The organism is Pseudomonas baetica, from assembly GCF_019733355.1.
Lineage (GTDB): Bacteria > Pseudomonadota > Gammaproteobacteria > Pseudomonadales > Pseudomonadaceae > Aquipseudomonas > Aquipseudomonas baetica_A.
Genome location: NZ_JAIHLQ010000011.1, coordinates 29832 through 53508, shown reverse-complemented (window position 1 = coordinate 53508; position 23677 = coordinate 29832). Strand labels below are relative to the sequence as shown.

General features: G+C 61.0%; 21 protein-coding genes and 2 pseudogenes. 3 read left to right on the top strand and 20 right to left on the bottom strand.

Features of this window, described 5'->3' with window-relative positions; genetic code table 11:
* Window positions 1–38 precede the first annotated feature (38 nt).
* Entirely contained in the window at window positions 39–857 is an 819-nt protein-coding gene (gene panB, locus K5E40_RS12265; RefSeq protein ID WP_221730966.1) for a 3-methyl-2-oxobutanoate hydroxymethyltransferase, read from the top strand.
* Here the strand turns inward: panB and K5E40_RS12260 are convergent.
* The 16 genes and pseudogenes from K5E40_RS12260 to K5E40_RS12190 all read right to left on the bottom strand — a co-directional run bounded on the left by K5E40_RS12260 (window position 842) and on the right by K5E40_RS12190 (window position 18235).
* Window positions 842–2263 (bottom strand): PLP-dependent aminotransferase family protein, encoded by a 1422-nt coding sequence (locus tag K5E40_RS12260; protein ID WP_221730965.1) that lies wholly within the window; start codon window positions 2261–2263, stop codon window positions 842–844. The two genes, panB and K5E40_RS12260, sit on opposite strands and share 16 nt — an antisense overlap.
* A gap of 353 nt (window positions 2264–2616) precedes the next feature.
* The gene (locus K5E40_RS12255; protein ID WP_221730964.1) at window positions 2617–3177 is read right to left on the bottom strand and encodes a YbhB/YbcL family Raf kinase inhibitor-like protein; all 561 of its coding nucleotides are present in this window, start codon (window positions 3175–3177) and stop codon (window positions 2617–2619) included.
* Window positions 3178–3338: 161 nt separating this feature from the next.
* Window positions 3339–3866 carry a poly-beta-1,6-N-acetyl-D-glucosamine biosynthesis protein PgaD gene (pgaD, locus tag K5E40_RS12250; protein ID WP_221730963.1) on the bottom strand — a complete coding sequence of 176 codons (528 nt, stop codon included), beginning with the start codon at window positions 3864–3866 and terminating at the stop codon, window positions 3339–3341.
* Window positions 3863–5218 carry a poly-beta-1,6-N-acetyl-D-glucosamine synthase gene (pgaC, locus tag K5E40_RS12245; protein ID WP_221730962.1) on the bottom strand — a complete coding sequence of 452 codons (1356 nt, stop codon included), beginning with the start codon at window positions 5216–5218 and terminating at the stop codon, window positions 3863–3865. Before pgaC ends, pgaD begins: the two co-directional genes overlap by 4 nt.
* 1 nt (window position 5219) lies before the next feature.
* Window positions 5220–7217, bottom strand: a complete 1998-nt coding sequence (gene pgaB, locus K5E40_RS12240; RefSeq protein WP_221730961.1) for a poly-beta-1,6-N-acetyl-D-glucosamine N-deacetylase PgaB — start codon at window positions 7215–7217, stop codon at window positions 5220–5222.
* 12 nt (window positions 7218–7229) lie between these two features.
* Window positions 7230–9710, bottom strand: a complete 2481-nt coding sequence (pgaA, locus tag K5E40_RS12235; protein WP_221730960.1) for a poly-beta-1,6 N-acetyl-D-glucosamine export porin PgaA — start codon at window positions 9708–9710, stop codon at window positions 7230–7232.
* A gap of 257 nt (window positions 9711–9967) precedes the next feature.
* Entirely contained in the window at window positions 9968–11473 is a 1506-nt protein-coding gene (locus K5E40_RS12230) for a YdgA family protein (protein ID WP_221730959.1), read from the bottom strand.
* A 318-nt stretch (window positions 11474–11791) separates the two neighbouring features.
* Window positions 11792–12427, bottom strand: coding sequence for an NADH:ubiquinone oxidoreductase subunit N (locus tag K5E40_RS12225; protein ID WP_221730958.1), 636 nt, complete (start codon window positions 12425–12427; stop codon window positions 11792–11794).
* A 93-nt stretch (window positions 12428–12520) separates the two neighbouring features.
* Window positions 12521–13963 (bottom strand): efflux transporter outer membrane subunit, encoded by a 1443-nt coding sequence (locus K5E40_RS12220; RefSeq protein WP_221730957.1) that lies wholly within the window; start codon window positions 13961–13963, stop codon window positions 12521–12523.
* Window positions 13960–14847, bottom strand: a complete 888-nt coding sequence (locus K5E40_RS12215) for an HlyD family secretion protein (RefSeq protein ID WP_221730956.1) — start codon at window positions 14845–14847, stop codon at window positions 13960–13962. The genes K5E40_RS12220 and K5E40_RS12215 overlap by 4 nt, the downstream gene beginning before the upstream one ends.
* Window positions 14844–15053 (bottom strand): DUF1656 domain-containing protein, encoded by a 210-nt coding sequence (locus K5E40_RS12210; RefSeq protein WP_027611129.1) that lies wholly within the window; start codon window positions 15051–15053, stop codon window positions 14844–14846. Before K5E40_RS12210 ends, K5E40_RS12215 begins: the two co-directional genes overlap by 4 nt.
* Window positions 15050–17113, bottom strand: coding sequence for an FUSC family protein (locus K5E40_RS12205; protein WP_221730955.1), 2064 nt, complete (start codon window positions 17111–17113; stop codon window positions 15050–15052). The genes K5E40_RS12210 and K5E40_RS12205 overlap by 4 nt, the downstream gene beginning before the upstream one ends.
* Window positions 17110–17538 carry a MarR family winged helix-turn-helix transcriptional regulator gene (locus tag K5E40_RS12200; RefSeq protein ID WP_221731065.1) on the bottom strand — a complete coding sequence of 143 codons (429 nt, stop codon included), beginning with the start codon at window positions 17536–17538 and terminating at the stop codon, window positions 17110–17112. The genes K5E40_RS12205 and K5E40_RS12200 overlap by 4 nt, the downstream gene beginning before the upstream one ends.
* A 143-nt stretch (window positions 17539–17681) precedes the next feature.
* Window positions 17682–17898, bottom strand: a pseudogene (locus K5E40_RS12195) (type II toxin-antitoxin system RelE family toxin); the annotation flags it as partial.
* Window positions 17889–17960 (bottom strand): annotated as a pseudogene (locus K5E40_RS35610) (antitoxin); the annotation flags it as partial. The pseudogenes K5E40_RS12195 and K5E40_RS35610, both read right to left, overlap by 10 nt.
* A 35-nt stretch (window positions 17961–17995) precedes the next feature.
* Complete coding sequence (locus K5E40_RS12190; protein ID WP_221730954.1) at window positions 17996–18235, bottom strand: DUF2789 domain-containing protein; 240 nt, start codon at window positions 18233–18235, stop codon at window positions 17996–17998.
* Between the two features lie 313 nt (window positions 18236–18548).
* Between K5E40_RS12190 and K5E40_RS12185 the strand changes: the two genes are divergently transcribed.
* Together K5E40_RS12185 and K5E40_RS12180 are read left to right on the top strand one after the other, a co-directional pair.
* A complete protein-coding gene (locus tag K5E40_RS12185) occupies window positions 18549–19079 on the top strand; it encodes an NfeD family protein (RefSeq protein WP_311775947.1) in 531 nt (176 codons plus the stop codon).
* Between the two features lie 2 nt (window positions 19080–19081).
* Window positions 19082–19840: a slipin family protein gene (locus K5E40_RS12180; protein ID WP_221730952.1), complete on the top strand. Its 759-nt coding sequence runs from the start codon at window positions 19082–19084 to the stop codon at window positions 19838–19840.
* Here K5E40_RS12180 and K5E40_RS12175 read toward each other — a convergent pair.
* From K5E40_RS12175 to K5E40_RS12160, 4 genes are read right to left on the bottom strand one after another with little or no spacing between them, the layout of a single operon-like run.
* Window positions 19806–20780, bottom strand: coding sequence for a sulfotransferase family protein (locus tag K5E40_RS12175; protein ID WP_221731064.1), 975 nt, complete (start codon window positions 20778–20780; stop codon window positions 19806–19808). The two genes, K5E40_RS12180 and K5E40_RS12175, sit on opposite strands and share 35 nt — an antisense overlap.
* A complete protein-coding gene (locus K5E40_RS12170) occupies window positions 20768–21553 on the bottom strand; it encodes an aspartyl/asparaginyl beta-hydroxylase domain-containing protein (RefSeq protein WP_221730951.1) in 786 nt (261 codons plus the stop codon). Before K5E40_RS12170 ends, K5E40_RS12175 begins: the two co-directional genes overlap by 13 nt.
* Window positions 21550–22155, bottom strand: a complete 606-nt coding sequence (gene cysC / locus K5E40_RS12165; protein WP_221730950.1) for an adenylyl-sulfate kinase — start codon at window positions 22153–22155, stop codon at window positions 21550–21552. Before cysC ends, K5E40_RS12170 begins: the two co-directional genes overlap by 4 nt.
* The gene (locus tag K5E40_RS12160; protein ID WP_221730949.1) at window positions 22139–23656 is read right to left on the bottom strand and encodes a TolC family protein; all 1518 of its coding nucleotides are present in this window, start codon (window positions 23654–23656) and stop codon (window positions 22139–22141) included. The genes cysC and K5E40_RS12160 overlap by 17 nt, the downstream gene beginning before the upstream one ends.
* Between the last annotated feature and the right edge of the window lie 21 nt (window positions 23657–23677).

Genomic DNA, 23677 nt, shown 5'->3' with positions numbered 1-23677 from the left:
GACGCCCCCGACCACGGGGCTTAACAAGGAAGAGAGCCATGAGCCTGCATACCCGAACCAAACGACTTACCGTTCCTCAATTGGTCGCGATGAAGGGGCAACAGAAAATTGTCTCCCTGACTGCCTATACGAGCTGGATGGCCAGATTGATGGACCCTGTTGTCGACTTCATCCTGGTGGGTGACTCGACCAACATGGTCGGACTTGGCCGCCACTCAACGCTGGACATGAGCCTGGAGGAAACCATCGTTTTCACCCGCGCCGTGGTCAGCAGTACCCGGCTGGCCTGCGTAATCGCCGATATGCCGTTTGGCAGCTATCAGGAATCGCCGCAGCAGGCCTACCGCAACTGCGCGCAGGTGATGGCGCGCACCGGTTGCGATGCGGTCAAGCTCGAAGGCGGCGCGGTGTTCGCCGAAACCGTGGAGTTTCTGGTCAAACGCGGCATCCCGGTGATGGCGCATCTCGGCCTGATGCCGCAATACGTCAACACCATGGGTGGCTTCAAGGCCCAGGGCATGAATGAGGCTGGCGCCATGAACCTCGAAGCCGATGCACGCGCACATATTGAGGCCGGTGCGTTCAGTCTGTTGCTCGAAGGCGTGGCCGAAGGCGTGGCGCGCCGGATCAGCGACTTTTCCCCCGTGCCGACCATCGGCATCGGTGCTTCACCGGCGTGCGATGGTCAGGTGCTGGTGACCGAGGACATGCTAGGGCTGGGCGGTGATCACGTACCGCGCTTCGTCAAGCAATACACCGATGTTGGCGCGCAGATTCGCCAGGCGTGTGAGGCGTTCGCCGACGAAGTGCGCGCCGGCACATTCCCCGAACCCCGGCATTGCTATGGCATCAACTGAGCGCCGGCCATCGAACCTTCATCCTGAATGGCCTGAGTCAGCACTTTCAGCGCGTGGGTGATGTCCTTGCTCCAGTCGATGGTGTAGCTCAGGCGCAAATGATGCTGCCACGCCCCCTGCTGGCTGAAGATTTCGCCGGGAGCAATCACGATGCGTTTGGCCAACAAGCGCTCAAAAACCCGGCGCATGTTCACCGGGCGCGTGGCCTCGATCCAGAACGCCGCGCCGCCCTGCGGGGCGACAATGCGTAACTGACCCTCCGTGTGTTCGTGCAGCATGGCTTTCATGCGCTGCATGCGGTCGATCAGCATGCTGCGCAACATCTGCGTGTGTTGGTCGATGCGCCGCGTGGTGTAGAGCTTGGCAATCGCTTTTTGCCGAATCGGCGACAAACGAAAGGCACGTTCCAGAAACAGCCGATGCAGTTCGGGCCCTTGAAAGCGACTGAGCACAAAGCCATACGGCGCCTCCGAACCGATGATCTTGTCGAACGTGGAAAACACCAGCAGCCGTTCCGGGTCGGCAAAGTCACGGTAGCGCGCGGCTTCAGGGACGAAGCTGAATTCGCCATAGCAGTCATTTTCGAACAGCCAGACCCGCCGTTCCGCCAGCCAGCGGCAGATCACTTGCTTGTCTTCGGCGGGCATCAGGCTGCCGTGGGGAATGTTCACGGTGGAGGACAACACCGCCAGAGTGATGGGTTCTCGCTGCAACAACGCCTGGACTTTGAGCAAGTCAAAGCGGCCATCGTCACCCAGCGGCACTTCGATGACGCGGATGTTCGCCGCGTGCAGTTGCCGCAGAATCGCCCACGAGCACGGCGATTCCACCAGCGCCACAGTGCCGGTCAGCTTCAACGCCTCAAGGGACAAATCAAGCACGCTGCGCAGATCGGAACCGATGTAAACGTGCTCGGCACGCCAGTAGCAGCGCGTCGAACGGGTGTAACGATCGGCCAGAACACTGCGCAATTCGGTTTCGCCAAACGGTTGATACAGCGGCGCATGCGAGCGCGGGTATTGGCGCGTCAGTTCGCGTTCGGTCATCAATAACGGGTTTTCCAGCGACAGCAGCATGGCCGGGGCATCACTGCTCAGCGCCAGCATTCCCGGTTGCCGGGCGTTGGAGAACACGTTGTCGAGCAGGTTCGGCGAGCCTTCGTTGATCAGCGCGGATGGCATAGCGCGGGTGTAGTAGCCAAGCTTCGGCCGGGCGTAGATACGCCCTTGGTCTTCCAGCAAGGAATAGGCGTATTTGGTCGTGGACACTGACACATTCAAGCGCTGCGCCAATTGTCGCAACGACGGCAGCTTCTGTTCTCCCTCAGGGCTCGCGGCTTCGATCAGTTCGACGAGATAGCGGTATACGGCCTGATAGGCAAATGTCGAATCTTTATTTGGGTTCATGCTCAATCGCTTTAAATCCTGGTGCGTTAGGTACTGCGCCTACCACGCGCGGTCGGGACCACGGGGAAAACGCTTGCACTCGGCCATCCATGCCAACGCTCGGGCATCGAACGGATGCCCGCAGGTTTAAAAACATCATCAGCAATGGACGTTGCGAAGGGGTGAAGTCGCTATCTGGAACCAGCGGGGTGTTGCGCAAGTTTTCCGCTGGATGAATCACGCACATCATCCATAGGGTAAGCCTCCTGCCCGGCGTCGATCGTCAGGAACAGCGCCGATAGTGCTCGCTTTTATCAGTCGATACCAAGCGCAACCGCGCATCCCGGACGGAACGCGCGGCAGGAGAGCCGCATTCAGCGATGATAACGCCGCACCACGCTGCTGTTACGCAGCACATGACCTTTGATTTTTTCCATCAGCTCGGCGCGGGTCAGACCGGCCGGCAGTGCATCCGGGGCCAGATCCAGGGCGTAGATCTGGATGATGTAGTGGTGCGCGCTGTCACCCACCGGTGGGCAAGGTCCCATGTAATGAGTGTTGCCCTTGCTGTTGGTGCCACCGACGCCTTCAAGCGCCGATTTGGCGCCGACACCGGCGGGAATCTGCCGGGTCGTGGCTTTGATGCCGTAGTGAATCCAGTGATCGACGCCCAAACCTTTCTGGCCGTCCGGGTCGTGCATGACGATCGCGTAGCTTTGGGTACCGGCAGGTCGAGTACTCCAGCTCAGGGCCGGCGACTGGTTCTTGCCGTTGCAGCCCGGCGCATCGCTGGCCGCTGCCGAGGTGAACAGTCGATTATCGGAAACACCGGGGATGCTGAGCGTGAAACGCTCTTGGGCCTGCGCCGGAAACTGCACGCAAAGGGCAACGGCAATGGCCGCCAGCCAAGGGTTGAGAGAGGTCAATCGGGTCATTCCGGGAGCACCTTGTACAGTGAGGCCGTCGTCGGCCTGCAAACTATAGCTGTACCTTCCGTGCCATGGCAGCAGCAAATGCCCGAACCTCGCACCGCGCCGCACACTCACGAGAGCAATACCCGCGAGGAAGCCCTGTACCCTGCCGCCCGTTCAGCGGCTCATGGGCTCAGCGGCTGACAATTGTCGTCGGCCTCGGCATGCAGAAAGATCACGCGCGGGTGCTCCAGCGGCGCCAGGGGTGGCGGTAGCTCCGCCGGTTCTACCGGCCGGAAATTCAGCACCACGTTGCTCACGTCACCCTCTTGATCGTTGTGAATGGTCATCACCCCGGGCGTGCGCAGTTTCTGCAAACGCTCGTCGCACAGCTTGAAGCTCTTGCTCAACCCCTCGTCATCGGCCACCGGCGCTGGCAAACGGCGTTGAGCGAAACGGCGGCTTTTGCGCTGTTGGTAACGCGCCCAAGCGATCAGGATCACAGCATTGACCACCGCCACCCACAGATAAATCTGCAAGGTGGCCAGCGCATCAAACGCCGAGCTATCGATCCGCGGCGCACCTTCGTGGCTTTCGATCAGCGGCCACAACCCTCGCGCCATCAGATACAACAGACCAACCCAGGCAATAACGGTAAAGAATGCATCGACCACGACCAGAAACGGCCGCTGGCGAGTCCGGATGATTTTCATTTGATGACCTCCTCTTCGTCGTCCCCGATCGGTTTGATACCCCGATCAGGACTGACCCAGCGCGCACGCTTCTGATGTTGACCAAACAGCACCTTGGGGAAACTCACAAGCGTGGTCAGCAAGCTGACTAGCCAGAACGCAATCGGGTACCACACCACCCAGAACATGGTTTTGCCCAGCCCCGGTTCGTAGCGCCGATCAATGATGATGCTGACGGCGAACTGCACGAGGCAGACGAAGGCCAGCAACAACCCGGTAAACGCCGGCGGCATCAGGTGATCCACGGCGATGGCTTCGGGCATGACCACGAACTTGCCGACACCCCAGAAGATCACCGACAGCAGGAAGGTGAACGCCCAACCGGTCGACAAGCAGTATTCGAACAACAGCGGCCACAGATAACGATGGCGGTATTGCCAGATGCCGCGGATGTTCTTGAACAGCACCTCGGCGCCGCCCTGGGCCCAGCGCAAGCGCTGCTTCCACAAACCACCGAGGGTTTCCGGCATCAGGATCCAGCACAGTGCGCGCGGCTCGTAGAAGATGCTCCAGTGGTCCAGTTGCAGCTTCCAGCTGATGTCGATGTCTTCGGTGATCATGTCCGGGCTCCAGTAACCGACCCGGTGCAGCGCGGTGCGGCGGAACGCGACGATCACGCCCGACACGGTGAAGATCCGCCCGAATACCCGCTGCGTGCGTTTGATCAAACCGATGATCGAGGAGAACTCACCCACCTGCACCCGCCCGACCAGCGTCGAGCGTGTACGAATCCGTGGGTTGCCGGTGACCGCGCCGAGGCGGTTGTTATCCAGCATGGGCGCCACCAGATAGGCCGCCGTGTTCGGCGCCAGCAGCGCGTCACCGTCGATGCACACCAGATATTCGCTGCGCGCGGCGATAGCGCCCATGCGCAGGGCGACTGCCTTGCCCTGGTTTTCTGCCAGGTGCAGAACCCGCAATCGCGGGTCTTCCTTGGCCAGCCGGTCGAGCACTTGGGCGGTGTTGTCCTTGGAGCCGTCATTGATCGCGATGACTTCGATGTTCGGGTAATGCTGGGCCAGCGCCGCATGGATGGTGTCGGCGGCGTTGTCGCCTTCGTTGTAGCAAGGGATCAGGATCGAGATCAGCGGCTCGCCCGCCAACGGCGGCGGCAGGGTGTCGTCCTTCCAGGGCCAGTGGCGTTCCCAGTGCAGCCAGAAATACAGGCCACCGGCAATCCACAGCCCCGACATGAACAACGGGTAGAAGAACACGAAGTCCATCAGGAACTGCCCGGTGACGAGGAAAATCAGTCCCAGCGGTAGACCGAGGACAAGCGCCAGAACAAGCAGGGCTAACAGTCTATCCAGCATGTCATGGGTTCCATTTGTTGGAGAGCGCAGGCCGGACGGTTTTCAGCTCCGGCAGGTTGTCGAGGAAGTTGTCCGGGTAATAACCGAAACTGGTCGCGCCCTGACGTTTGAGACGGCTCATCCAGTCAGCCAATTGCTGGCTGTCGATGTCGGCCTGGTCCTTTTTCGTCCAGTCCCGTGCCTGCAATTCGAACACCGTGCGATCCAGTGCGCCGGGACGGGCCTTGACCGTGTCGACCAACGTTTCGAGCCACGGCCCGGATTGCGCCTGAGTCTGTTTTTCCATGAGTGGCATGGCCATCGGGGCCGTCCAGTCGTAGGTGGCGAGGAAGTCGTCGAGGTTCTGCGCGTACCACGCTTCGCTCTCGGGATTGAGCATCGGTTCGGCAAAGATATTGCGCGCGGTCTTCACCTGCGGGCCGCGAATGGCGCGAACCTTGGCCGTCAACTCGTTGGTGAAATCGATCAGGTAGCGGCTCTTGAAACGCGTCCAGCGCTGCATGGCCGCCGGATCATCACGCAGCGCTGCAATCGAGCCCGGCAAGCCGTTGGCCGCGTAGACTTTGAGCGCCGCCGGGCTGGCGTCTTCGAAGTCCGAGAGCACCGCGTCATCGTGATAGAGAATGCCGTCGACCGACGTCAGGCGCGCCACGTCTTCGTAGATTTCACCGATGATCCGTCGTACTTCAGGGTCGAACGGTGACAAGCGTTGATACTGATCCGGGTCCACCGAAGTGGTGCCGGTTTTCGGGTCCCAACGGGTCACGCGCGGCAGTTTTGAGTCCAGCCCAAAACTCAGCACCGGCATCCACGCGAAGACCTTCACATTCGCGCGGGTACGCAGTTGCCAGGCAACGCGGTCGAAAATGTCCGCACGCATGGGCAGATGGCGGTTGGGGAAGTACAGCGAGTGCACCAGACCATCGCCCTTCGGGTCGCCGAACGCCTGCAGGAACACGGTATTGGCACCCATGTCGGCCATGCGCTGGATCAGCTTGCCGAGGTTGATTTCTTGCTGCGCCGGGTCCGGGTCGTAGACGTTGTCCAGATCCACATGCACCACCCGCATCACCGCATCGGACTGCACCTCGACGACGCTGCTGGCGAAATGTTCGCCATCCGGGTCAGAGGCGACCAAAAAGCGCGGGCTGCTCATCAGGTTGTCGAGGCTGTCTAGGCCGTCGTTCAGGGTCAGGGCCATCTGATAGCCCTGTTCATCGACCACCGTCAGCGACGTGCCGTCTGCCGCACCGTAAGGCCAGACCCAGACACGCGGCTTATGGCCGGTGACCTTGCGGATTTTTTCCGTGATGGCCGCTACGTCGGTGCGAATTCGCGCCTGAAATTCGGCCTCGGTTTCGTAGCGTTTGGTCTGAGGGTTATAGCCCCGGGTAGCCGCCGCAGGCTGCAAATTGCCTTGCGGGTTGGCCAGGATGCCTTTGTGGCTAGCATCGGTGTGGGCGGCGATTTCCACCAGCCCGGAGCGCGAGATTTCGCGCACCTGATCCCAGGTCAGAAAGTCGGAGCGAGCACGCGGCGTGCCGGCGAAATCCACCGGTTGATCGAGCGGTGTATCGAGCCAGGTGCCGACTGGCGCCAGCAGCGCATGCCAGTTGTAGGCGCGCAGCACTGGCAACACACGGGTGTAGAAACTGGCATAACCGTCGTCGAAGCTGAGCAGGATGGCCTTCGCTGGCAACTCCGGCCCGCCCTTGCGTGCGGCCATGATCTGATCGACCGTGACCGGCTGGTAGTTGTTTTCCCGCAGCCACGCGAGTTGCTCGATCAGGCGCTCGGTACGCACCGCCACCACGGCCTGATCGGGGTCGACATCCTCGACGTCGTGATAGGCAATACCGAGTACGTGATTTTTCGGCCACGGTTTTTCGCTGGCCGCCACCGTGCGCTCGGACGGCGGGGCGAACGCCGGGGCTTGCTGGGCACAGGCGCTGACCAGCAGCACCCCCAGCAGAAGGATGAAACGCGAAGTCAAAGGCATCTTCAAACTCTTCTAGAAGCGGAAAGTGAGGTCGACGAGTAAACGCAGATCGGATTCCCGGTCACCGTCGTAAGGCCGGTTGATCACACTCAACATGCCTCCCACCTCGAATACGTCGTTCCAGGCATAGCGCTGGCCATAACCGAGCAACGCCATGCCTCCGGTGCCCTGGTCGCGCTGGCTGTAAGTGCCTGCCCCGACCTGGAACTGCTGACTCCACGAGGTTTCGTAGCGGTGGTAGAGCACATGATTGACGTTCAGCAGCGGCATGACGCTGAAGTCCGCCTTCGGGTTGAAGTACGGCACGTCTGCGGAGTTGGAGTTGTGGCTGGTGCCGACCTCAAGACCGGCGTCGACCTGCACGTTCGGTGCGCTGTAGAGACCTTCACGCCCGGTCAGCAAGGCTTCGACCCGGTTGTTGCCATCGCTGAAGTGCGAAGGGCTGACGGACAGGCGCCACTCGCGACTTTCATTGGCACGCCAGCGAATGAAGCCGCTGCCGCCATTGGCGGTGATATCGCTGTTCAAGGCCCGCAGCGGGGTTTGCGCCGACAGGTATTCGAGGCTGGCGCCATACTGCCAGTGGTCGTTGATATCGCGGGCAATCGCCAGTCGTGCGCCGAGTTTGTCGCCGAAACCATAAGCGTGATTGGAGACTTCAGCCTCCAGGCTCATGTCGCGGGTGCGCCGCTCCAGACCCACACGCTGGAAACGGTGATGACCGGTGCCTTCGGCGAAGTCGCCGGTGGCATAGCCGACCCCGGCAAACACGCGCCAGTCTTCATCGATCGGCGGGCTGTACAAGGTGCTTTCGATACCGAAATCCTTGCTGCCGGCAACCGCCCCGGTATCGCCGCTGTTGCCGCCGTAAGCCTTGCCACCATAGCTTTCGACACGCAACTCGGCCATGTCATGCACGTCGCGCTGGCGGGCCAGGCGCTGTGCTTGCCGGTTATCCGGGAAGCGCTCGATCACGTCGTCGGTCAGCGCCTCCATTTGTCGCCATTCCTGCAACTCCATCGCCGTTTGGGCTTGAGCGATTTCCAGGCCCATATTGCGCGGCGCCATGGCCTCGGTTTCCTTGAGCAGGTTCTCGGCGCGGCGCGGCCAGTCACGGGCCAGGTACAAATCAGCCTGGGCCAGACGCAAACCGATGTTGCCCGGCGCCTGCCCGACCAGCACCTGCAAACGTTCTTCGCCGTGGGACAAATCGGAGCCGTAAGTGCCGGCCTGCGCCGCGAGTTGCTGGGCATCCATCCATTCGTCGTTGGGGTTGCCGATGGGCAGACCTTTGAGCTCGATACGCGGGCGCTGAGACTTGGCTGCATCCTCGGCCACGTTTCGGGCCTCATCGGCGCGATCACTTTCGAGCAGCGAGTAATACAGCGCGGTCGTGTCTTCCAGGCGATCACCGACATCGGCGTCCGGTGCCGAAAGCACTTGGCGGTAGAGGTCAGTGGCGATTTCCGGTTCGCGTTGATCCAGATAGGACGACGCCACCCAGCGTTGGGCATAGGTCGGCACCGTCACGCCTTCGGCTTGCAGCTTTTCGTATTCAGCAATGACGTCTGCGGTACGCGCCCGCGCCTTGAGCGCGCCCATGCGGTCGATGCGCCAGCGGATCACGTCGTCGTGAGCCGTCGCGTCCGGTGTCCAGGTAGCGAGCAGTTTGTCGTAATCGGCCAACGCCCGGTCAGCGATCACATAGCGTTCTTTTTCGCTGCGGGTGGCCAACTCCGCCAGACGCACGCGCTCGGCGGCCAGATCGCCTTCGAGGCGACGCAGGGTCACCGGATCGATCAGACCCGGACGCTGATGGGCCAGCCGCAGCGCCGGCTCCGGCAGACGAGCCTTTTGCAGCGCAACCACGTATTCGCGGGCGACTTCAGGTTTGTTGCCGGCGCGAATGAACGCCTGATCGTATTCAAACAGGGCGTCGTAAGGTTTTTTGGCGCGGGTCAGGGCATAGCCCAGGGCGAGGCGGCGTGACGGGTCGTCGGGTTTGGCGGCCACCAGCGCTTTGGCGCGCGAGACCGACTCATCGGGCTTGCCGGCGTCAGCCTGGGTCAAGGCCAGGCCCAGTTGCAGGTCGGCATTGTCCGGCTCCAGCGCCAGTGCCTTGTTATAGACCTGAGTGGCCTGATCCCAACGTTTGAGGTTGCGATAAGCGCGGGCGGTGGCGGTCAGCGCCTGAATCGGCAGTACCCGGTCGCGGCCCTGGGTTTCATAAACCTTGACCACTTCGGCGTCGAGCCCGGCCCAACCGGCAATTTGCAGGTGATCGCTGATCTGCCCAGTGGTTGCCAGACCCGGCGGCACCTGACGCAGCACGGTCAGCGCAGGCGTGTAATGCCCCGCACGGGCATCGAGCACCCGTTGATCGTATTCAGTGTCGGCAAACGCCAGCGCCGGCCACAGCAACTGGCTACAGAGCGCGATTCGAATCCAGGGGCGTAGACCACGATGTAATACAGGACCATCAATACGCGGCATTCGTCAGCATCCTTACATGGCCAGCCGGGTCGTCATGCCCTTTTTGCCCAATTCGTAACGGAGACTGGGTGAAAAACACTCAGCCAAGCTCAGTCGGGCAGTTTTGCACGCAAGCATGGACCAGGATTCAGAACACAATAATTGTTCAGATTCACGGTAACGGCTTAGCCGGGATGCCGAAAAGCCAAACGCCAGACAGCAAAACGCCCGGCGTCTGCGCAATGCAGAGGCCGGGCGTTGCTATTTAGAGCGCAGTATTACTGCACTTGCGTGACGCCTGCGAACTTGCTCATCAGGAAGCCAACGAACTGCTCAACGGTCATCTTCTGGCCGTTGAATTCCACCTGATTGGCGGCGTAATGCAGCTTGGTCACGACGTTGGTGCCATCCACGGTCGCCAATTGCGAACCAACGGCCATGGCGGAGAACATGTCGGCGGTGCCGCTGGCCCCATCGACGATGGCTTTGGCGTCGGTCTGACCATCAAGCTGCGCCTGTACGCTGAGCAGATCAACCAGCATCGGCTTGGACACCGTGACATTGAGGTCGAGCAGCGCGATCAACTGTCTGGCCAGTTGATCCGGTGGCAGATCCATCGACTGCGGCTTGGTCAGGTCGATCACCAGATTGGCGCGGCTCTCACCATTGGCGGTCTTGAGCGACAGGTTTTCCAGCGCCACTTGCGGGCCGGCGGCCAGCAACTTCTGCAAGTCGGCTTTGACCTGGGCCGATTCGGCTTCGGTCAGGTTCAGCTTCGGTGCCGGCAGGCCAGCAGCGGCCGCTTCGGCCGCGGCTTTTTCGTACGGCTGCAATTTGGTCTGGTAGACCTGCATCAGCGACATCGTCGACGGGATGTCGAGGTTCTTCAGGCTCATGGCCATGCTGGCCGAACCGATTTTCTTGTCGTTGAGGGTGACTTCGCCGATCTGGTAGTCCGCACGGCCGGACGCATTGCTGCCGTTTTCCTCGGTGAGGTTCTTCATTTCGAAGTTCTTCACGCCGAGCACCGATTGCTTGGCGCCGAAGGTGGTTTTGCTGCTGGACAGTTCCAGGGTATTGCTGCCGGTGTAGTAGCCGTAGCTGCTCTTGGTGAGGTTGCTGGCCAGGGTCAAACCGTTGAGTTCGATCTGCACCGGCGCCTGATCTTCAGCCACAGTGACCAGTTTCAGGCTGTCCATGTAACCGTCAGCCTTGACCTTCTGCGCTTGGGCGCTGGCGGAGATGTCCATGGTCAGGCCAGAAAATTTCAGGCTCGACTGCTCATCCAGAGCGATTTCCAGTGGCAACAGGTCGACGGTGCTGGTGGTGGATTCGTCGTAGCCGATGTTGGTCACGCCTTTGAGCGGTGCGGCGCCCTTGGTGGCGGCGAACCATTTTTCGGTGGCCGGACTCTTTTCGAGTTCGTAATTGCTGGTGGCCATGACCGGCAACCACTTCAGCGACACCAGACGCGAGAACGGCAGCGGGCCATGCTCGAGGTGATCGACAAACAGCAATTCAACCGGCGCATCGCCGAACATTTCACCTTCGGCTTTGAGGCGATAGTGCGCGGTGCTGGTGAAGGTGTGACGTTCCAGCGACACCAGTTCCAGCGACATCGTGCCGTTGGAGCCGGCCATGGCGGTTTGCAGCTCTTTGTTGGTATTGGTGACGGCGTTGTTCAACACGCCTTCGATCTTGGTCCCGGTGTACCAGGCCCCGCCTGCACTGATCGCGCCGATGGCAACAACAATTCCGAGTAGCACGCCTGCTGATTTATTCATGAATGACCTGATCGATTTCCGTGGCTGAATGTGGGGTCGTCTTCCCTGAACCCGTGACCGGGTTGCGGCTCGACTCCGCTGAAATGAGGGGTGGAGATTAGCACTGGGGCGCATGATGGCCCAATGTTTAAAGGTTAAAGAGTGTCTATGGGGAGTGTGGACAGTCGACAGGCGGGAAGAGTTTCGCTGTCGGCACTGACGCTATCGCTGGCAAGCCAGCTCCCACAGGGATCTTTGGTGAACACAAAATCTGTGAACACCACAAAACCTTGTGGGAGCTGGCTTGCCAGCGAAGGGGCCGGTTGATTCAGCCGAGATTCAGGAATACTGGACTTCTATCTCATCGAGTTGATGATCAAAGCTTTTGAGGCGTGCGGTCCAGGTATACACCAGCACTTCAAAGTCCCGATCGATCACCGCCCCGCCCGGCCCATCGGCGCGCGGGTCGCAGTAGTCGAGTTGATAGCGCTCGCGGGCCATGGCGGTGGCGACGTCGGACAGTTCACGGGCATTGTTCAGCCAGTGCCAGCCCTCGCTGTCGATCTGCTTGTCGAGTTCCAGACACTGCTTCTTCAGTGCTTCGAGGCTTTTTTCCAGCGGGGTGCCGGTGAGTTCGCCCATGACTTCGGCGAACGTGCGGCCGGGCTGCCAGTAGCTGCCCCAGAAATACCGGTCGAACACGGTTTCGACCCGGCGCAGAGCGACTTTGGTGTCCCAGATCAGCACCAGCGTCTTGCCCTGTTCAAGCTGTCTTTTTTTGACTCGCTGAACCTGGACCGACGCCCACGCCACCACAACGATTGCCATGACCGCAATCAGCGCCACGGCGCTGTCGAGGAAAACCATGGCCTTGTCGATCTGGTGGGCCAGCATGATGCCGTAGAAATAGGTGGCCGAGAGCAGCACCAATGCTGCGAGGGCGCACCAGAAGCCGAGAGCGTAAGGGTTTTTCATTATTGGTTTCCCCTAGACCAGCGCTAGCAATGTGCGCTGAAGGGGCGCTTTGCTCGGGGCGCCCTTTCAACACTTCAAAGCATAGCTATGGCCTCAGGGTTTGCTCGGGCTTGAAGCTTGCGTTCGTCCGCTTTCCCAACCGCCGCCGAGGGCGAGGAACAAATCGATCTGGCTCATGGCGACTTGCGTGTTGGCAGCGGCCAGTTGCGCGGTGACATCGGTGTAAGTACGGGTCGCTTGCAAGTCGGCGAGAAACGACTCGCGACCGGCCTGGAAGAAGCGGTGCGTCTGGTCGGCGGCCAGTTTCGCCGACTGCTCGGCATCGGCCAGCGCGTCACGGCGTTGCAGCACAGCACTGTATTGCGCAAGGCCAGTCTGGGCTTCACGGATGGCGTTGAGCACCACGCCGTCGAAATGCGCCAGTGCGCCTTGCGCCGCCGCTTCGGCTTCGCGGATGCGCGCGCGGGCGCCGTTGGTCGGCACCTTCCAGCTCAACGATGGGCCGAAGCCCCAGCGGTTGGTCGAGGGATCACCCAAATCGTCAATGATGCCGACAGTGCCGATGGTCGCGCCGATGCTGATGTCGGGGTACAACTCGCCCGTGGCCACGCCGATCCCGGCCGTCGAGGCCGCCAGACGCCGTTCCGCCTGACGAATATCTGGGCGGCGCTTGAGCAGCGCGGCGCCATCGCCGACCGGCACCAATTGGGCGATTTTCGGCAACTCGGCACAGGTTGCGGTGCCGGCCGGCAACTGATCGACCGGTCTGGCCAGCAGCATCGACAGGCGAAACAGCCCGGCCTGACGCGCCGCTTCATAACGCGGCATTTCAGCGCGCAAGGATTTGAATTGGGTTTGCGAGCGGGTGACCTGGGTCTCATCACCACGCCCGGCATCGCGCAAGCGCTGGGTCAGCGTGGTGCTTTGCGATTGCAAGTCGAGGGAATGCTGGGCGATTTCTCGCTCTTCATTGGCCGCGCAGACCTGGGTATAGGCGCGAACCACGTCGGCCACCAACGTGATCCGTGCGGTGTCAGCAGCGGCTTGAGTTGCATCGGCATTGGCCTTCGCGCCTTCGATCCCGCGTTGCAGGGTGCCCCACAGGTCGAACTGATACGAAGCGCTGAGGCCTATGTCGGCGACGTTGGCCACTGGCACTTTCTCCGGCAGCAAAAACGCCTGACCGGATTCCTGCAAACGCTGCGCGCCCATCTTCACCCCAGCGCTCCAGCCACCCGCGGCCTCGGCCTCGTCGACTTGAGCGCGAGCCCGCGCAAGGTTCGCTGCCGCCACGCGCAGATCCGTGTTGGAGGCCATGGCTTGCTGCACCAGTTGATCCAGGCGCGGGTCCTTGTACAGCCGCCACCAGTGCGCCGGCACCGGCGCCGACACCACGGGTTTGCCGGCCACCGCCAACTCACCCTGAAAATCCTTGCGCTGGACCGCCGCGTCCTCGGGCACCTGATAGTCCGGCCCGACCATCTGACAGGCCGAGAGCATCACGCCCAAGCCTGCGACCATCAGGGCCCTGTTCATGGCGCGGGCTCCTGTTGCTGATCATCGATGATCGACACCGTCGCGGTACGCCCGGCAATCATGCGAAAGTCCGCCGGCACATCATCAAAGGCAATGCGCACGGGAATCCGCTGCGCCAGACGCACCCAACTGAACGCCGGGTTGACGTTGGGCAGCAGGTTGCTGCCGCTGGTGCGGTCACGGTCTTCGATGCCGGCGACGATGCTTTCGACATGCCCGCGCAGCCTGGCGCGGTCGCCGACCACGCGGATATCCACCGACTGGCCGACATGGATGCCGTCGAGTTTGGTCTCTTCGAAATAGCCGTCGATGTGGAACGAGTTGCTGTCGACCAGCGACAACACCGGACGCCCGGCGGTAACGAATTCCTGAGCACGCGGCGCACGGTCGTTGACGTAACCGTCCACCGGGCTGCGGACTACCGAGCGGTCGAGGTTGAGCTGGGCGCTGTCCACCGTCACCCGCGCTTCGGCCAGTGCCGACTGCGCACGGGCCACGCGAGACTGGCTTTCTTCCAGTTGTTCGGCCGGCACCAGGTTGCCCAGACCACGATTACGCTTGGCTTCGCGTTGTGCTTGCGCGAGCGTCTCTTCGCGATCGGCGGCGGCCGCTTTGGCTTGGCGCAGGGCCAGTTTGAATCGATCCTGATCGATGCTGAACAGCACCTGACCCCGTTTGATCAACTGGTTGTCTTTCACCTCGACCTGCTGGATCAACCCGGAAACGTCCGGGGCGATCTGCACGATGTCGGCACGGATGTGGCCGTCACGGGTCCACGGCGCGAACATGTAATACATCACCATGCGCCAGACGAGGACAACGGCAAAAGTCACGATCAGCAGGGTCAGTACCACGCGACCGATGGTCAAAAACGGTTTTTTCATGTCATCAGGTATCGACTGAGTGAGTCCACGCCGTACAGCAGCACGGCGTAGAGCGCCACGTTGAACAATGCCCGGTGCCAGACCAGACGGTAAAAGTGCAGACGCGTCAGCACGCCATGCACCAGCAAAAACAGCACATACGTGATGCCCATCAACACCAGCAAGGTCGGCAGGAAGATGCCGCTGATGTCCAGATCACCAATCATAGGGGCGCTCCATCGGGCAACGGTTCTTCGGGCTCGGCGCTGGAAACGAATTCAACGCCGGGCAGCAGCGCCAGACGCAAACCGCTCAAGGCGTGCAACAGGTGGAAACGGGTTTCTTCGTCGCCGTGGCCATTGAGCGCGCGGCGCGTGCGATCCATGGTCATCAGCAGCGGACTCGGCGCCGGCAGGCGTTCGCCAGCCTTGAGGCAGGCGCGGAAATACTCGCCGACTTCGGCCACCACTTGCTGCAACAGCGCCTTCGGCACGCCGTTGACCCGTGGGGTGTAGGCGAGCAAATCGAGCAGGTTCAGGCCCACACGCACTTCACGCATGGCGATGCCGGTGTCCTGGCCGGTCAGGGCCAGACGCGGCAGGTGCTGCATCAGGCGATCGAGCAACTGCACGCCCAACTTGCGGTGTTCGGCAAGGTTGGCCGGCTCGGTCATGTCGACGATGTCTTTCCAACTGAAGCGGGTCAGGCGCTTGGCCGCCAACTCGGCGCCAAACGGCCGCGCCACCAGGGTCCAGATAAAGGCGAACAACAGGCCCATCGGCCCCGCGAGGTTGGCGTTCACGAAGGCGAAAAAGTCCGCATCGTAAGCGCCCTGAATACTGATGAACGATGAGGTGTTGACAAGCGTCAGGAGCATGCCGAGGTAGAACCGCGGCTGCACCGTCAGGGTGCCGATGCAGATGAACGGGATGGCAAACGCCAGAACCAGCATCGGGAAGTCATGCAGGTTGGGCAGAATCAGAAACAGATACAGACTGGCGAACAGCACCGACATGCCCGTCCAGAAAAAGAACCGGTAAATCTGCGGTGCCGGGTCGTCCATCGAGGCGAAGAAGCTGCACGCCACCGCCGCCAGAATCACCGCGCTGCCGCCGTCCGGCCAGCCCAGCAGAATCCACAGCAGCGAAGCGACGATGATCGCCAGAATGGTCGAGGCCACCGAATAGAGCATCAGCCCGCGATCGAGAAACGGCGTCAGGCGACCGAGGCGCCAGTGGCGATACACCGCGCGCCAGCTGTCCTGACGCTCACACACAATCGCAGCCTGCAGGCTGCGGCAGTCTTGCCACAGATCGATGAATTCACCGAGGCGATAGATCGCGTTGGAGAAGAGCAATTGTCGGCGCTCCTCCAGTGCTTGCGCACTTGGTTGCAGGGCTTGGAGCTGATCTTTCAGGGCTTGCCAGCGGTCGAGATCGGCGTCCGGATGGTCCAGCCATTCCCGGGTCGCGGCCAGCAGCGGAGCAAATTTTTCCACCAGTTCCGGCGTGCGTCGTTCGAGGGCGTAGAGCGAGTCTTCGAGGGCATCGATAACCGGCAACAGATGGATCATGCGCCCGCGCAGTTCCTTGGTATTGCGCACGGTTTGCGGCAGCGAACCTTCATGGGGTAACTGACCGATCATCAATTCCAGGCTGTTGAAATTGGCAACCATGGCCATGCGCAGGGCCGTGACTGCTTCGGGCTGCACGTCGCGGCTGAGAAACTTCAGGCTGTAGCTGGTCGCATCAATGAACCATTTACCGACGGCATCGTTGAACACCGGCGCCAAGCGGCGTGGCCAGAACATCGCGCCGACCACAGCGGCGACGGCAATGCCGAGGAAAATCTCTTCGGTACGTGCTTGTGCGACATCCCACACCGCCAGCGGGTTATCCACCACCGGCAAGGCAATCAGCGGCAAGGTGTAGCCGGCAAGCATCAGCGCGTAACTGTTGGCGGTGCGCAAATGCAGGGATAGAAACAGCAAAATACCCGTCCACAGCGCGATGACGACTACCAGCACATAAGGGCTCTGCACGAACATCGGCACGAAAAAAACTGCCGCCGCTGCGCCGAGAAAGGTACCGATTGCACGGTACAACGCCTTGGAGCTGGTCGGCCCGAGGAACGGGCTGGAGACGATGTACACCGTGGCCATCGCCCAATACGGACGCGGCATTTGCATGAGCAAGGCGATGTACAACGCGATCATCGACGCGGCAAAAGTACGAACCCCGTAGAACCAGTCGCGGGCCGGCGGAATGCCTGAGAAAAAACCGTTCAAGAATTGACCACCAGCGGCGGATTCGCCGCCTCAAAAGCTCTGAGCACCCTAAGCGTAGCCTCCAGATCGCTCTGATCGATCCCGTCGAGCACTTCGTGACGCAGGCGCACCAATTCGACTTCCACCGCTTGCACAAGCTCCCGACCGGTGTCGGTCAGGCTCAGGCATTTGGCCCGGCGATCCTGCACATCCTCGGTGCGACGCACGTAACCCGAATGGCACAACTGATCGAGCAGACGCACCAGCGACGGGCTCTCCATCCCGGCCGCCTGCGCCACCTGCACCTGACGCACACCCTCCCCCAAACGCCCGATCATCAACAACGGCACGGCGCAGGCTTCGGAGATTCCATAGTTGACCAGCGTGGTCTGGCAGATCTTGCGCCAATGCCTGGCGGCCACCACCATGGCACTGCTGATGTTCATCTGGAGAGCGTCGAGGGTATCGGGCACGGGACAAGGCACACTGTTAGTTTGCTAACTATCAATATCGCATTGCGAGGGAAATTCAGTCAAGTTTTGAAACAAAGTGATTGTCAGCCGAAGAGAAACGACGAGGTGGGGACCTATTAGCGTTTTTGGGCCTTCTCGTAAACTCTGCTGCGCTCACGCTTACCTACAGCGACGACAACTCGCTCATCGATTACTTGATAAACCAAACGGTAACCCGACGCTTTGAGTTTGATTTTGTAACAGTCGGGCACCCCGTGGAGTGCATCAGCCGGGACTCTCGGCAGCGCCAATCTTTCGGCGAGCTTCTTTTTTCAATTGATCTCGGAGCGAATGATTTCTGCCAGTTCCAAATCATCAAGCCGTTCCATCATTGCTTCGTAAACATCGGCTGGCACCCATCCGGCAGGAAGTGATCACCCTTCGGTCAGGCCTACCGCCCCATACGCAACAACACATTCAATTGATCAACCACCTCCGCCCAATCGGCATCGTCCAGAATTTCGTCGCGCAAAAAATCAGCCTGACTCTTGGTCCAGAAAAATGCGTCTGCCAGGTGCAATTCGGGTTTGAGCGGAGAATGGCTCGTGATGAATTGGTCGATGCTGACGGGGTCGTTGTCCAGGCCGAGTTGTTTGAACAGGGATGGCAGGCTATGGGTTGGACTTTCCATGGGGGAACTCCTTGGGAACATGGTGTCTGGGCGATTATTCGCGAGCGGCATCCAAGGGGTCGCGGTCACCTGTGTGGGCTTGCTCGCGAAAGCGCCAACGCGAACGCCACAAAACCTGATGACTCAACTCCCGGCCTGATGCACCTCGGCGCTGCACTGAACGGTTGTAGCGGTGTGTTTGAGTCTAGTTCGGCGAGTTGCAGGCGCCGGGAAATCCGCTCACTGGACACATCCGCACATTGATCAACATTCATCCAGCGAAACCCTCAACTAGACTCAAAGAAGCACACCCATGACGCGCCCGGAGGGTCACGTGAACAGTCGATGTTGTGCGTTTCTCTGGTTACTCCTGTTGAGCGGTTCAGCTATCGCCGCCGATGTTCCGCTGTCGTCGGTCAACCCGATCGGTCTCTGGCTGGTCACCCTCGGTATCGTTTTTCTGATCGCTGAAGCCGCACTGCCCAATTACGGCGTGATTGGTCTGGGCGGGATCATCATGTTCGTGATCGGCGCGCTGATGCTGGGCAACGCGGACTTGCCGGTGCCGATGATGATCGGTCTGGGGCTGATCAGCGCTTTACTGTTGCTTGCGCTGATCATCCGCGCCCTGAAAACCCGACCGCGCCACGCCGTCAGTGGCGATGCGGGCCTGGTCGGCAGTGTGACGGCAATAACCACGGTGCAGACTGAAGATGCCCATCACGGCTGGATACACCTGCAAGGTGAGCAATGGCAGGTGCACAGCGCGACACCGCTGCACAGCGGACAATCGGTACGCGTAGTGGGACGCAAGGGCTTACTGCTGAAAGTCGCCGCGGCTGACGCGGCTCGACACGGAGAGTGATCATGGGTCTGCAAATCGGTTTTTTCGCGCTGCTGTTATTGGTGATCGCCCTCGCCGCGTCGACGTTTCGCATCCTGCGCGAATACGAACGCGGCGTGGTGTTCCAGCTCGGGCGCTTCTGGCAAGTCAAAGGTCCGGGGCTGATCCTGCTGATTCCGGTGGTTCAGCAAATGGTTCGGGTCGACTTGCGCACCATCGTTCTCGATGTACCGCCGCAGGATGTGATCACACGCGACAACGTTTCGGTGAAGGTCAATGCAGTGCTGTACTTTCGCGTGCTCGACCCACAAAAGGCGATCATTCAAGTCGAGAACTTCCTCTCCGCCACCAGCCAGTTGGCTCAGACCACCCTGCGTGCGGTACTGGGCAAGCATGAGCTGGATGAACTGCTGGCCGAGCGCGAGCAGTTGAACATCGACATCCAGCAAGTGCTCGACGCCCAGACCGACGCATGGGGCATCAAGGTCGCCAACGTTGAGATCAAACACGTCGACCTCAACGAGTCGATGGTGCGCGCCATCGCCAAACAGGCCGAAGCCGAACGGGAACGACGGGCCAAGGTGATTCACGCCGAAGGCGAGTTGCAGGCTTCGGAAAAACTCATGCAGGCCGCCGAAATGCTCGGCCGTCAGCCAGGGGCCATGCAGTTGCGTTATATGCAGACCTTGAGTTCGATTGCCGGCGACAAGAGTTCGACCATCGTCTTTCCGCTGCCGATCGAGTTACTCAAGGGGATGGCGGATTTGTCGGCCAAGTCCTGAGATGACGCAAGCGTTCCAGCGCTTCATAGGGCGCGTGAGCGAAATGTTGCACATGCCTGTGCAACAACACCGAAGCCTCGCCGCGCTTTTCCTCACTGTCGGCGACGAACGTCCGTGAGGGCTGCTTGGCATGTTGCGCCGTCGCCGCGAACGCCTGCTGAAGCTGCTCAGCGCTCAACTGAAAAAAACTTGCCAGTCGCCCTGCCATCGCCCCGGGCAACTCGCTGTAATTGACGGGCAGCCCACCTGACACTTCGCATTGCGTCCGACCCGCCTCCAGCAATCGACCCAAGCGCCGGGCAATGAAATCCTCACGCCCCTCAAACGGCAAACCGTCCTCCAGCACGCCGTCGCCGAGCATGCCCGGCACCATGTGCATGCCCGGGCGGCGCAGGTGGGAAACGGCGATTTCCAACGGGTCGCGATACAGAAACAACCATGGCGTATCAGGAAAACATTCTTGCAGGAGCGGCCACTCACCGATGTTCCACGCATCAAGCTTGATCACCAACCGCTGCTCCACGCCTCGACGACGCTGCCCGTAAGCCGAGAGCAATCCGCTGATAGCGGCTCGACGTTCAGACGCCGGCAGATCGCTGCGCAACAAGGCGTCCAGCGGTGGTGGTTCCGAGACAACAATGTGGTCATCGAGCCGGGCGAGCATCTGGCTGATCAGCGTCGAGCCGCAGCGCGAGGCGTGCAAAATGAATGCGCTCGGCGCCACCCCCGGGCTTTGCGCCTGCCAATCGGTCAGCGCCGACAGCGGCGTCTGTCGACGAAATGCCTGATTGAACGGCAAGCGCAACGCATCCTCGACCGCGTCGCGAAAAAAGGGCTGATGCAGTGGCGTATCGCCGAACCAGCACCAATCCACCTGCCAACACCCTGCGACCGGCCAGACACGCACCGGTAACCAGCCGTCCAGGTTCAGCCGCTCCATTGTTCGTTCCATTGCCGCCGTCCCTGGCGCATGGCCGCGCGCAGTTCTTCGCGAGAGAACAGCAAGCCCTGTTCGGCGGCCAGTTCTAGGGTTCGGATGATGAACTGTTCAGGGTCGTTGAGTGCCCGCAAGGCTGAGGACAGCGAAGCATCCTCAGCGACCAGTCGCTGAAAACGCTGCAGCGACGTGTCGGCCCATTGCGCTGGAGGCGTACTCGGCAGCCCTTCATCAATCATCCGCGCAAGCCAGGCGCCAGGCCGGCAGTCGAGCACCAAATGAACCCGCGTCGAGGTATCGCGGTTAACCACCCGATGCGGTCGCGCCAGATCGAGAAACCAGCATTCCCCCGCCATCATCGGCACACGTTGACCGTCGAGCCAGAAATCCACATCGGGCGGACTGAGCAACGGAATGTGCAGACGCACATCGGCGTCCGGCTCGGCGAGATCGTAGTCGCGGTGCTCATGAATTCGCCCACCGGGCCCCAACCGCAACAATCGCGCACTGACGATGTCCAGCGGCAAATCCCGCAGACCGTGGCGCCAACGTTCATCCAGCAACCAAGGCGCGCGCAGTAACGGTTGACCACGTCCGGGCGACAATTCGGTCAGCGCATCGGCCGCCGAAATCAGCGCCACGCCGCTCCAGTCTCCCGAGAAATATTGCGTGTTGAAGTGACTACGCCAGGCGTCTTCGGCAATCGCCGCCAGCGCCTGCAACAACAGTGGCAAATCCACCGGCACCGGCAGTCGCGAATACGCCGGACGGCTCATGTCTTGGGCAGCACCGAGCAATCGCCGAGCCAGGTCAACAGACGATCAAGACAGGCCTCAACGGTCTGCGTACCCGTATCGAGCACCAACGAGGCCTGCAACGGTGGCTCATACGGCGCCGAGACCCCGGTAAACCCGGCCAACTCACCTCGTCGCGCCCGAGCGTAATGCCCTTTCGGATCACGCTGCTCGCACACTGCCAATGAGGCGCTGCACCAGACCTCGCGATAGTCCTCGCCCAAACGCTGGGCAAACATTTCTCGCAGTTCGGCCAATGGCGCAATCATTGCCAGAATCACGATCTGACCATTTTCCACCAGCAAAGCGGCGAGCTCGCTGGCGCGGCGAATGTTTTCCTGGCGATCCGCGTCACTGAATCCCAAATCCCGATTGAGCCCGGTACGCAAGCTATCGCCATCAAGCACCACCGTTTGCCAGCCACACCCGAACAACGTGGCGTGCAGCGCTTGAGCCAGCGTCGATTTGCCCGCCGCCGGCAAACCGGTCAGAAGAATGGCCGCACCGCGATGGCCATTGCGGACCTCGCGTTGCATACGGCTGATGCTGGCGCTTGGCGCCAGCACGTCATTGCGCGGAGGCATTCGCCACCACTGGCAACGAGATATCCCCCGCCGCCCACGCCGACTCACGATTGGCCAGTGCGTTCGCGATCGCCTGCACGTCCGTGGACTGCACTTGATCCGGCAGCGGGTCGAGCCCGGCACTGGCGAAAATCTGGCCGTAGGCATTGCGCAGATCGGCGTAAGAAAGATCACGACGCAGGTCGGCTTGCAGGTTGTTCAGCTCACCCTGAATCAACTCCAGTTCACCAATGCCGGCGGCCTGATGACGATTGCGCAACTGGCCAACGATTTGCCCGTCAATGTCGGACAACTGCTGGCTGGTCTTGAACTGGCGCAACGCCTCTTGATAGTTGGCGTTGGCCACATAAAGCTGCGCCAGCACCGCAATCGACATCGCCTGACGCCTTGCCGTGGCGACCTCTTCGCCGGCCTTGGCGACGTTGATCGCCGCCGGAGCAGAGATCACGTTGAACAGGTTCCAGGTGATTTTCACGCCGTAGTCGGCCCAGCCTTGCTCAACGAGGAACGAGTTGCTGTCGTAATGCCCGCCGGCCGAAAACTCCAGACCTGGCAGCAAGCGCAGCATGGCTTTGCGGGTTTCGGCGGCGCTGATGCGCGTCTGGTAATCCTGCTCGCGCAGTTCCGGACGGCTGGTCAAAGCCTCCTGTTCGAGTTTCGCCAGATCGACCTTGAGCTCGGGAACCTGATATCCATCATCAGTGGCCAGCGTAAGATTTGTGCCCAGCGGCAGATTGATCAGAGTGGCCAGTTCGGTTTTCGCCAGCGACAGCGCACGGCGCTGCTCCTCCAATTGCCGCGTGGCTTCGATGAGTGAGCGCTGATAACCCAAGGCCTGAACCGGGTCGCCAATGCGCTGCTCGCTCATGCTCTGGCTGTTTTTCCGGGCGGTGTCGACTCGCGCCATCAGGCTGTCGATCTGCTTGAGCAGACGTTCGGCGGCCATCGCTCGCCAGTACGCCGAGCGCACATCCTGGACGATGGTGTTGATCACTTTGCGCCGACGTTCCTGCACGATCAGGCGCTGGTCACCCTGTTGTTTGGCGCTGATATAGCTGACACCGAAGTCGAGGACGTTCCAGACCATGGTCAGATCCGCCACTTCGCGGTCACGATCCTGCGAGGTCGACGGTTCCAGCGACTGGGTGCCGGTGCGCACGCTCTGGCTACTGGAAGCACTGACGTTGTTACGCCCCACATACCCGGCATCCAGCGCCATGCGCGGCAGCATGTCGAAACTGGCGAGGTCGAGCTGCCGCTTGGCCAGCGCTTCCTCCATGATCTTCAAGCGGCCTTCAAGGTTGTACTTCACTGCGCGGGCCATGGCCTGATGCAGCGTCAGGGGGCCGCGCAGCGGTTCCTGATCCTTGTACATGTTTTGCAGGTCGGTTCTGGCCCGCTGCTCACTGACGCTGCGCTCAATCGGTTCGCTGGTGACTGCACACCCGCTGATCGCTAGCGCCAGCAGGCTGGCGCCGAACAACTTCTGACTTCTTCTCATCCCTGGATCGCCCCTAGGTCC